This window comes from Anaerotruncus sp., assembly GCF_057433415.1.
In genome coordinates this window covers 1-9059 of sequence record NZ_DBMDHH010000081.1, presented here as the reverse complement: position 1 = coordinate 9059, position 9059 = coordinate 1, and the positions used below count along the sequence as shown (strand labels likewise).

Here is a 9059-nt window from a genome sequence, read left to right as displayed (position 1 = left end):
CAGTGAGCGGTGGAGCTTGTCGGTAGTCGACCGACAGCGAGTTCCTTTCTTGCTTGCCCAAGAAAGGAACCAAAGAAGGGCACGAGGGGCTACGCCCCTGCGACCCCCGCGCCGCCTCCGGTTGGCCTGCGGCCAAAGTCGGCGGCGCCCCGTCCACGGATGAGCGGACAAGCGACAGCATCCCGCCCGCCGCCGCGCCGCGGGCGCAATGCCTCTGCCGGCGAGCCTCCGGAACCGTACCGGGAGTTCCCATAGGGGAGGCGCGGCCGTTTTTATTTCGCTCGCATCTCCCACAGGGAGGCGGAAAACTGCGCGGCTACGCCGCGCACACGCGCAGAGCGTGCGAACGCCCGAAACGGGCGTTGTTTTCCGCCGTGGATTATGGCGAGTTATGCGGCTTCGGCCGTTGGGTGCGCCCGCAACCTGAATTGAGCCCTCAGCTGGTGTACCTGTGGGGAGCGGCGGTAGTCCGCGGGTTCTGGCAAGGTATTCCCGGGGGTTACCGCTTAAAGTTCCGGCCCGCAGGGCCGGGTCCGCGCAGCGGACTCAAGCCGGGGTCGCGGGGCGGAGCGCCCGCGAGCGGCCGTCGCGCGTAGCGCGCTCCGGGCACAGCCCGGGCAGGCCGCCCAAGGTGGAAGTCCCCTTGAGCGCCCTTCTTCCGCCGACTTCTTGGGCGCGCAAGAAGTCGGCCCGCCCGCCGGGGCGGGTCCCGGCAATCTATGCCGCCGAAGGCGGCACATCTTAAGCGCCCCAGAGGGGCGTGAAAAAAGCCTTCCGTCCGCCGGGCGGAAAATCCAAGGAGATGCCCCGCCGGGCGCAGCGCGGCAAATCTACTTCTGCACCCACTTATAGCCGTAGCCCCAGACGGTGAGTAAAAATTCGGGCTCCGAGGGTTTGTCCTCGAGCTTCATGCGCAGGCGGCGGATATTGACGTCGACGATCTTGACGTCGCCGAAATATCCCTCGCCCCACACCTTATTGAGAATGTCCTGCCGGCCAAGGGCGGTGTTGGGATTGTTGAAGAAATATTCAAGGATCTGGTATTCCACCTGAGTAAGCTCAAGGATCTTGCCGTTCTTCGAGACGGTACGGCTCTTGGTATTGAGGACAAAGGGCCCCGATTTGATCTCATTGGGCGCGGGCGCGGCGGCCTTTTCGGCGGCCATGGCGACGCGGCGGTAGAGCGCGTCGACCCGCGCGACAAGCTCGGAGGGGGAGAAAGGCTTGGTGACATAGTCGTCGGCGCCGATCATCAGGCCGTTGACCTTGTCCATCTCCTGGCTTTTGGCGGTCAGCATGATGATGCCGATCGAAGAATTCTTTTCCCGGATGCGGCGGCAGACTTCAAAGCCGTCGATGCCGGGCATCATGACGTCGAGCACTGCCACGTCGAAGTAGGCGGGATTGCGGTCAAAAATCTGGAGGGCTTCCTCGCCGCTCGGGACGTCGACGACCTCATAGCCCGAACGTTTGAGGTTGATGACCTCAAAGTCGCGGATGACGTCCTCGTCCTCGACCACCAAAATCCGTTTCATGTGAAATCCATCCTTTCCTACCGGTCAGAGCAGGGAGAACATGTCCTGCAGATCGGTCCATGTGATTGCGAGCGGGCTTGACGGGCTTTCGGGGATATAGCCGTAGTAGCTGAACATCCCGCGGGATTCGCTGAACTTCTGATAATTTTCCAGGAATTTGTCCTGGTAATCCTTCTGGGAGACGACGCGGATGCGGGCCAGCTCAACCGAAAGGTCGTTGAGCGGGTCGTCCGAGCCGTTGTAGCCGATAAACCGCCATTCGCCGTTCTCCATCTGGTTGACGATCGTTACCGCGCCGATCCACTGCTGGGGGAATTCGACCATATAGCCGCCCCCGCGGTTGATCGCGGCGGCGAACACCCGGACAAGCTCGTCCTTTTCCAGACGGTTATATTCCGTGAGGTAGAGCCGGTCGGCCTCGTCCACCTGGTCGTACCCGGGCAGAAGCCGCGCGGTGGGAATTTCGATCGCGCGGTCCCCGTCGATATCGGTACAGAGGGGGGAGGGGACGCTGTTGGGGTTGTTGGCGCCCGAGGCGGTGTTGGGGCGCTTGGTCATCTGATAGAGGCTCGGCTTCTGGTAATCGGGGTCGAGCCGGTCATAGTCCGCCTCTTCCCCCTCGCCCTCCTCCGAATAACTGATGACGGGGACCAGCTCCCCGTCCGCCACCGAAAAGACCTCGGTGACGAGGATATCGGTCGAGCCGACCGCGAGGCTGTCGCCGGGGACCAGCTCATCCACAAAGATCGCGCGCCGCGCGGAACCGGCCGACAGCCGCCCGGCGGTCACCCCCGCGAACTGTAAGATCCGTTCGGTGAGGGGCTTTTTATCGACGATGGCCACCGCGTCGCCATCAAAGGAGAGCAGGTTGATCCAGAAGGATTCCAGCGTGGTGCGCGAATTGCTCGAGAGCAGGAAGACGTCGGCCTGGCCGTTGCGGTCGAGGTCGTCGATCAGATAGGTCGTATAGCCCGGGGAGACCCCTTCGGCCAAGGCGTTCACCAGCACGCGGTCGGCGGGGGAATAGCGGTAGACCCGCAGCTGCTTTTCCTCCCGGTCGGAGCCGCTCCAGCCGACGACCACGTCGGAGGCGTCCTTGGCGGTGATGTTCGCGAAGGCGACAAACTCGACGTCCTGTCCCGCGCCAGGCAGGTCGCAGAGCGACCGCCACACCCCGTCCTGCCGGTCGAGCAGCACGATGCGCGCGGTGTTGTCGATCGAGGGCTCGTAGAAGACGATCGACTCCTCCTCGCCGTCCCCGTCGATGTCGTGGAAGACGAACGCCGAACGGTGGTCGCCGCTCTTGGGATATTTGAGGCTGTAGTTCTGGGTGAGCGCCGCGTCGTCGAGCGCGTCGTTGATTGCGCGCTGCTCGGGAGTCAGCCGGGGCGGGCGCATCAAATCGTCGGTCGCCGGGCTGAAGGAGGTGCAGGCGGAGAGCATCAGGCACGCCGCGGCCGCGGCGAGCAGTTTCGAGATACGCGGCATGTCGGTTCCTCCCTTCAAAAGAGTTTGCCCGCCCGCCGCAAGGTTACGCCGGGGGCGGGCATACGCACAGTTAGCTATGCTAATTTTATCCCATTGCGGCGCGGATGTCAATCGCGCGCGGGGGCGGGGCCGCGCCGTCCCAAGGACGGCGCCGGCGGGGGCGCTGCCCCCGCCGCCGGGCCGAGGGTCCGGGGCCCCGCCCCGTCCCCGTGTTTTCCGCCGCGCTAAAAAGGGCCCGTCCGAACGGACGGGCCCCGGCAGGCGGAAACGGTTCAATTTTGTGCCGCGCGATTGCGCCGCGCCGCAAAAAATGGTAAAATAGCCCCATGGCTCCGCCGGGGCGCGCGCCGCGGTCCGGATGGGGAACGCCCGCGCTATTTTTTCCCGGCGGCCGGGTAGGCGATGCGGGCCTCGGAATTCTGGATGAGGTTGAGAAGGGACGAAGCGAAGAGCGGGTAGTCCCGCGAGAGCGCCTCGGTGGTGACGTAGAGCGGGTCCACGTTGGGGATGCGCTCCATGTCCACGGCGGGATCGCCCTTGGCGATCGAATAGGCGTTGGCGCTGCACACCTGCATGGCGGCGTCGGCGTACTGCTGGGCGACGGTGTCGGGCACGGTGAACATCGCGCTCTGATTGCGCGGGTTGGCCCCGTAGACCAGCCGGAACATCCGGTAGACCGCGAGCATCAGAAAAGAGGACACCTCGTTGACGAGCGGCTTGCACGCGCTGCGCGAAAGCATGTCGAAGAGGATGTTGAGCGAGTTGGCAATCAGCTTTTTATTGAGGACGGGGAGCACGCCCGATTTGAAGACGTTCTCCTTGCCGACGCTGTCCGGTTCCGGGATATCCTCGACCGTCAGCTTGGAGCCGGTGCGGTCGGGGGAGCGGCCGAGCATATAGTCGCAGGAAACGCCGTAAAAATCGGCGCAGCGGATGAGGAAATCCAGCCCGCATTCGCGGATGCCCTTCTCATAATGGGAGAGCAGCGCCTGCGAAATCCCGAGCTTGGATGCCGCGAGCTTCTGGCTGATGCCGCGCTCCTTGCGCAGTAAGGTCAGGACCCTTGGAAAGTCAGCGTTCATTTGTCAATACCCCTCAAGAACCTTTTTTATCTATCTCTCAGGACCCGTGGAGGTCCCGGAAAAGGCCTTTTACGTACTGTAAATTATATAATAACCAAAACCTTTTGTAAATAGGGCATGTCGAGAAAATGAAAGTTTTGTGAAAAAAAGTCAAAAAGGGGCGTTTCGTTTATGCTAACATACAAAATCCATCTGCTCCGGCACGGCCTGACCCGGGCGAATCTCGAGGGGCGCTACATCGGGCGCACCGACCTGCCGCTCTGTCCCGAGGGTCGGGCGCAGCTGGAAAAGCTGCGGGACACCTGCGAGTACCCGTGGGCGGAGCGGGTGTATACAAGCCCGCTGCTGCGCGCGCGGCAGACGGCGGAGCTGCTCTACCCGGGCCGCCCGCTCGAACCGCTGGACAAGCTGCGGGAGCTCGACTTCGGGGCGTTCGAGAACCGGACGATCACCGACCTCGAGCAGGACCCCGCCTTCCGGGCGTGGATCGCGGCCCCCGCCGGGGCCGCCCCGCCGCAGGGGGAGAGCGCGGCGGCGCTCCTGGGGCGCGCCGTCGAGGCGGTGGCGTACATCTTCGCCCGGATGATGGAGGAGCGCGTGACCTCGGTGGCGGTCGTGACGCACGGCGCGCTCATCATGAACCTGCTGGCCGCGATGGGACTGCCCGAGCGGGAGGCGGTGCGCTGGAACGCGGGCCCCGGCGAGGGGTACACGCTGCTGCTCTCCGCGCAGATGTGGATGCGCGACCAGAAGTTTGAGGTCTACGAGCAGATCCCCTATCCGTCCGGACAGGGGGACAATTCCGACGAATAAGCAGGCCGTTTTTTGGTGGACTTTTTACATTTTCGTGCTAGAATGTACATAATATCGTTACAAGGAGAAGGTACGCTATGAATCTGAACCTCTGTGTGCTCGAGGGCGACGGCATCGGCCCCGAGATTGTCAAGGAAGCCGTCCGGGTGCTGCGCGCCGTCTGCGGCGCGCGCGGCGTCGGGCTCAGCCTCGATTACGCGCTGCTCGGCGGCGCGGCCATCGACCGGACCGGCGTCCCGCTGCCCGACGAGACGGTGGAGAAGTGCCGCGCGGCCCAGGCCGTGCTGCTCGGCGCGGTGGGCGGCCCCAAGTGGGACGGCCTCCCCTCCGGGCTGCGCCCCGAAAAGGGCCTGCTCGGCATCCGGTCGGCGCTCGGCCTCTACGCAAACCTGCGCCCCGCCACTATCTTCCCGGCGCTCAGGGCCGCCTCCCCCCTCAGGGACGAGATCGTCGGCGCCGGGGTGGACATCATGGTGGTGCGCGAGCTCACGGGGGACGTCTATTTCGGCGAGCACAGCCGCTTTGAACGGGACGGGGTCCTCCACGGCAGGGACATCATGGGCTACAGCGTGCCCGAGATTGAGCGGATCGCAAGGGTCGCGTTCGGCCTGGCGCGCAGGCGGGACCGCCGCGTGACCTCGGTGGACAAGGCGAACGTGCTGGAGACCTCGCGCGTCTGGCGGGAGACGGTCACCCGCGTGGCGGAGGAGTTCCCCGACGTGGCGCTCACCCACCTCTATGTGGACAACGCCGCCATGCAGCTCGTGCGCGACCCCGCGCAGTTCGACGTGCTCGTGACCGGAAACCTCTTCGGGGACATCCTCTCGGACGAGGCGTCGATGATCTCCGGCTCGATCGGCATGCTCGCCTCCGCGAGCCTTGGGGACGGCCCCTTCGGCCTCTACGAGCCGATCCACGGCAGCGCGCCCGACATCGCGGGGCAGGGGAAGGCCAATCCGCTGGCGACCATCCTCTCGGCGGCGATGATGCTGCGCTACACCTTCGACCTGCCCGAACTGGCGGGCGCGGTCGAACAGGCGGTCTCCGACGCGCTGGGAACGGCGCGCACCCCCGACATCCGGGGGGACGGGCTGCCGGTGTGGACGACCGAACAGATGGGCGGCTTCGTCGCCCAGAGGGCCGCCGAACTGCTCGCGTGAGCGGATGGGAAAATTTGCGCCGGGCCGCGTGAAAACGGGCTGTTCGGCGCACCTTATGAACAGCAATCAGTAATCCGCCGCGGGACGACTCCCGCAGGGAGGGATACCAATGGGACTTTTCAGGGCGCTCAAGACCAACGCCAGGCGGGCTTTGGCGGGCAGCTGGGGCAGGGCGATCGGCATCATGCTGATCTCCGTGATCCCCGGGGTGCTGATCAACCTGCTGGAATACGGCATCCGCGAGGTGAGCGGCGTGTCGGAATTCGTCAACCGCTCGGGCACGGGCAACGCCTTCCGGGCGGCGGCGAACATCGCCCCCGCCTCCATCGCGATCACGCTGCTCGTGTCGCTGCTCGTCTTTTTCATCATGACCCCGCTGCGGCAGGGGATCATCCGCTGGTACTACCGCCGCACGGGCGGCGAGCGGGACGGCGTAACGGGCATCTTCCACTACTTTGAGACGGCCGCCGGGTATTTCCGCGCGCTCTGGCTCAACTTCCTCATCGGGCTCCGGATGCTCCTTTGGACCCTCCTGCTGACCGTCCCGCTCGCCCTGCTGACAGGGCTGCTCTCCGTCGCGGGCGGAGCCGGCCGCGCCACCCGGACCTTCGCCATGCTGCTCATGCTCGTCTGGATGGTGATCGCCTGCGTCGTGATCGTCATCGTCGGGCTGCGCTATTTCCTCGCCCCCTACCTGCTCGCCGAGCATCCCGGCTACAAGGCGCGCGCGGCCATCCGGGAGGGCGTGAAGCTGGTGCGCGGCTACAAGGGGAGCGTCTTCCTCTTCGCCCTCTCCTTCATCCTCTGGTACCTGCCGTCGCTGCTGGCGGCACTGCTCGTCCTCTTTATCCCCTTCTCCGATCCCTTCTACCTTTTCCAGGTCACGGGCCTGCTCCTGCTTCTGATGCTCGCCCAGCTGGGGATCTGCTTCTATCTGGTGCCCTACCAGAGCGCCTCCCTCGCGATGTACGCGCGCTACCTCATCCAGACGGGGGAGAGCGGCGGCGTGGACGAGTATGGGGACTCCACCCGGGAATACAAGCCGGAGATCGACCGCTACCTGGAGGCGCAGGCCTCCCGGGCGCCCGCGGAAGAACCGCCCGCGCCGCGGCCGGGCGGGGAGGAAACCGGCGGTTCCGGACCGGAGGGGAAAGCGCCCGCCTGACCGGTCACAAATCGAAAGAAAGAGAAAAGCACAGGACCCAATGTCCTGTGCTTTTTTCTGTTTCCCAAAAAGACTACTTCTTCTCTTCCCACACATTCAACGCAGCTATTTTGCGTCAGACAACTGATTGATGCACTCGGCGCAGACGTTTCTTCCCTTGAAGCTGACGACATTCGTCGCGCTGTTGCAGAAGATGCACGCGGGCTCATATTTCTTCAAGATAATATGGTTGCCATCCACGTAGATCTCAAGGGAATCCTTTTCATTAATGTCTAAAGTGCGGCGCAACTCAATTGGAAGAACGATGCGTCCCAGCTCGTCGACTTTGCGGACGATACCGGTAGATTTCATTTATACACCCCCTATCCGGCAAAAATGCCTTTAACTAACAATATAACGTATTTTTGTAAAATTGTAAACGAATTTGTGAAAAATGCGTCAATATTTGTCATGAATAACGAAACATAAAAGAATAAACTGTATAATATACATATACGGAACCGATAGGGGGTGTCCGGGTATGATGAACGTTATTTTTGCAGGAATCATTCTCTTTTCCTTCGTTTTCGCCGCGCTGACCGGCCGGATGCCCCAGCTTTCCGAAGCCGCCATGGGGCAGGCGGGAGAGGCGGTCACGCTGGTGCTCTCCCTCACAGGAATGCTCTGTCTGTGGAGCGGGCTTATGAAGATTGCACAGGAGTCGGGCCTCACCGAATTGCTCTCCCGCCTGCTCTCTCCGGTCACAAAACGCCTTTTCAAGGGTCTGCGCCCCAACGGCGAGGCGGTGAACGCCATCACCATGAACCTCATCGCGAACTTCCTCGGCCTCGGTAACGCGGCCACCCCGCTGGGCATCCGCGCGATGTGCGAGATGGCAAAAGAACAGCGCGCCGACGGCGCCGCGACAAACGATATGGCGATGTTCGTCGTCGTCAATACCGCCTCGATCCAGCTCATCCCCACCACCACGGCGATGCTTCGCATGCAGGCGGGCTCCGCCGCGCCGCTGGACATCCTGCCCGCCACCTGGATCGCATCGGTCGGCTCGGTGGCCGTGGGCATCGTGATGGCGGGGCTGCTCGCGCCCCTCTGGAGGAAACGGCCGTGACCGCGGTCGGCGTCTGGATGGTCCCGCTCGCCATCGCCGGGATCGTCGGGTTCGGGCTTCTGCGCGGCGTCAAGGTGTTCGACCTCTTCGTCGAGGGCGCGAAGGAGGGGCTCACGACCGCCGTCAACATCCTGCCCGCCCTTGTGGCGCTCGTCGTCGCCGTCGGCATGTTCAAGGCCAGCGGCGGCCTCGATCTGCTCTCCTTTGCCCTCGAACCGATCGGAAAGCTGCTCGGCCTGCCCCGCGAGGTCATCCCCCTTTCGCTCATCCGCCCCATTTCGGGCAGCGGCGCCATGGCGATCTTCAACGACATCCTCCGCAGCCACGGCCCAGACAGCCTCGCCGGCCGCATCGCCAGCGTCATGATGGGTTCCACGGAAACCACCTTCTATACCATCGCCGTCTATTACGGCGCGGCGGGCATCAAAAATACCCGGCATACCATCCCCGCCGCCCTCAGCGCGGATATTTCCGGGTTTTTTCTTTCGGCGCTTGCTGTGAAGATTCTTTTTTATTGAGCTTTCGCTCGGAGGACTTCGCGCCCCTTCGGGGCGCTTCAGATGTGCCGCTCAGGGAGCGGCGGAGGTTGTCGGCTGCCCGCCGACAGGGGGCTTTCTTAGGTTTGCCGCTCGGGGAGCGGCGGAGGTTGTCGGTGGCCGACCGACAGCGACCCCTTAGGCTTACCGCTCATTGAGCGGCGTAGTTGCC

The 9059-nt window shown here is 63.7% G+C and carries 9 protein-coding genes; 5 read left to right on the top strand and 4 right to left on the bottom strand.

The genetic code is table 11. The annotated features are described in order from the left end of the window. Positions 1-830 precede the first annotated feature (830 nt). The 3 genes from ACZO3G_RS14035 to ACZO3G_RS14025 all read right to left on the bottom strand — a co-directional run bounded on the left by ACZO3G_RS14035 (position 831) and on the right by ACZO3G_RS14025 (position 4105). Positions 831-1535, bottom strand: coding sequence for a response regulator transcription factor (locus ACZO3G_RS14035; protein ID WP_101549164.1), 705 nt, complete (start codon positions 1533-1535; stop codon positions 831-833). 24 nt (positions 1536-1559) lie between these two features. Next, positions 1560-3023: a hypothetical protein gene (locus tag ACZO3G_RS14030; RefSeq protein ID WP_486847350.1), complete on the bottom strand. Its 1464-nt coding sequence runs from the start codon at positions 3021-3023 to the stop codon at positions 1560-1562. Between the two features lie 374 nt (positions 3024-3397). Beyond that, entirely contained in the window at positions 3398-4105 is a 708-nt protein-coding gene (locus tag ACZO3G_RS14025) for a helix-turn-helix domain-containing protein (protein WP_101549168.1), read from the bottom strand. Between the two features lie 171 nt (positions 4106-4276). Between ACZO3G_RS14025 and ACZO3G_RS14020 the strand changes: the two genes are divergently transcribed. From ACZO3G_RS14020 to ACZO3G_RS14010, 3 genes are all read left to right on the top strand, one after another. Beyond that, positions 4277-4918 (top strand): histidine phosphatase family protein, encoded by a 642-nt coding sequence (locus ACZO3G_RS14020; protein ID WP_101549170.1) that lies wholly within the window; start codon positions 4277-4279, stop codon positions 4916-4918. A 77-nt stretch (positions 4919-4995) separates the two neighbouring features. Further along, positions 4996-6078, top strand: coding sequence for a 3-isopropylmalate dehydrogenase (leuB, locus tag ACZO3G_RS14015; RefSeq protein WP_101549172.1), 1083 nt, complete (start codon positions 4996-4998; stop codon positions 6076-6078). Between the two features lie 109 nt (positions 6079-6187). Then, entirely contained in the window at positions 6188-7243 is a 1056-nt protein-coding gene (locus ACZO3G_RS14010; RefSeq protein WP_276873703.1) for a DUF975 family protein, read from the top strand. A gap of 105 nt (positions 7244-7348) precedes the next feature. Here the strand turns inward: ACZO3G_RS14010 and ACZO3G_RS14005 are convergent, their stop codons facing one another. After that, positions 7349-7594 (bottom strand): AbrB/MazE/SpoVT family DNA-binding domain-containing protein, encoded by a 246-nt coding sequence (locus tag ACZO3G_RS14005; protein ID WP_101549176.1) that lies wholly within the window; start codon positions 7592-7594, stop codon positions 7349-7351. Between the two features lie 169 nt (positions 7595-7763). On the opposite strand from ACZO3G_RS14005, the gene ACZO3G_RS14000 reads away from it, so the two are divergent. Further along, complete coding sequence (locus tag ACZO3G_RS14000) at positions 7764-8351, top strand: nucleoside recognition domain-containing protein (RefSeq protein ID WP_276873708.1); 588 nt, start codon at positions 7764-7766, stop codon at positions 8349-8351. Beyond that, entirely contained in the window at positions 8348-8869 is a 522-nt protein-coding gene (locus ACZO3G_RS13995) for a spore maturation protein (protein WP_276873711.1), read from the top strand. Before ACZO3G_RS14000 ends, ACZO3G_RS13995 begins: the two co-directional genes overlap by 4 nt. The last annotated feature ends 190 nt before the right edge of the window (positions 8870-9059 follow it).

Excerpts from the sequence above, each read along its gene's own strand:
- ACZO3G_RS14035 (WP_101549164.1), bottom strand. The coding sequence starts at position 1,535 with ATGAAACGGATTTTGGTGGTCGAGGACGAGGACGTCATCCGCGACTTT.
- ACZO3G_RS14030 (WP_486847350.1), bottom strand. The coding sequence starts at position 3,023 with ATGCCGCGTATCTCGAAACTGCTCGCCGCGGCCGCGGCGTGCCTGATG.
- ACZO3G_RS14025 (WP_101549168.1), bottom strand. The coding sequence starts at position 4,105 with ATGAACGCTGACTTTCCAAGGGTCCTGACCTTACTGCGCAAGGAGCGC.
- ACZO3G_RS14020 (WP_101549170.1), top strand. The coding sequence starts at position 4,277 with ATGCTAACATACAAAATCCATCTGCTCCGGCACGGCCTGACCCGGGCG.
- leuB (WP_101549172.1), top strand. The coding sequence starts at position 4,996 with ATGAATCTGAACCTCTGTGTGCTCGAGGGCGACGGCATCGGCCCCGAG.
- ACZO3G_RS14010 (WP_276873703.1), top strand. The coding sequence starts at position 6,188 with ATGGGACTTTTCAGGGCGCTCAAGACCAACGCCAGGCGGGCTTTGGCG.
- ACZO3G_RS14005 (WP_101549176.1), bottom strand. The coding sequence starts at position 7,594 with ATGAAATCTACCGGTATCGTCCGCAAAGTCGACGAGCTGGGACGCATC.
- ACZO3G_RS14000 (WP_276873708.1), top strand. The coding sequence starts at position 7,764 with ATGATGAACGTTATTTTTGCAGGAATCATTCTCTTTTCCTTCGTTTTC.